The 514-nt window shown below is 70.2% G+C and carries 1 protein-coding gene; it reads right to left on the bottom strand.

The genetic code is table 11. The annotated features are described in order from the left end of the window. Positions 1–514 (bottom strand): AAA domain-containing protein (locus AC1DYI_RS38115; protein WP_477209226.1); only part of this gene is annotated, 514 nt, incomplete at both ends.

Below are 514 nucleotides of genomic sequence, written 5' to 3'. Positions count from 1 at the left end.
GGCCTTCAGCCCGGACGCATTCCGTGGCGACGGCCGGGCCGCTTCAGCACGCGCCAGCGCGTCGATCAGGCCACGGTCGTCGGTGGGGATCAGGTGTTCTCGACCAGCATAGGCGGCAGCGTCGAAACGTGTGCCTAGCCGCTGGACGGCGTTACGCCAGTGGTCTCGCCGGCCCTTTTGCAGCGCCTTGTCGACGGAAATCGTCGCCAAGTCCACAGCCTGGTTGGTGGTGGACAGCAGCAGCACGCGGGCGTCGGGCCGGCTGTCCAGGTACTCGGCCAGCAACACGCCCAACGTGGTGGTCTTGCCCGTGCCCGGCGGGCCCCAAAGAAACGAGCTGCTGTGCCGCACCAGCGACAACGCTTCACGCTGCGCCGGGCGCAGCCAGCGGAAGGGCGCGCCGGTCAACGCCGGGCCGCTGTCGACGAGCTGCGGCTGGGCCAGGTCGCCCAGGCAATCCACGGCGCGGCTGGCCCAGGGCGTGTCGGACCAGGCCTCAGCGACAGCGTTGAGA

The organism is Ideonella sp. P3_A4 (assembly GCF_056403075.1).
Note: the sequence above shows the minus strand (reverse complement) of the source record. Positions and strands in the feature narration are given on the sequence as shown.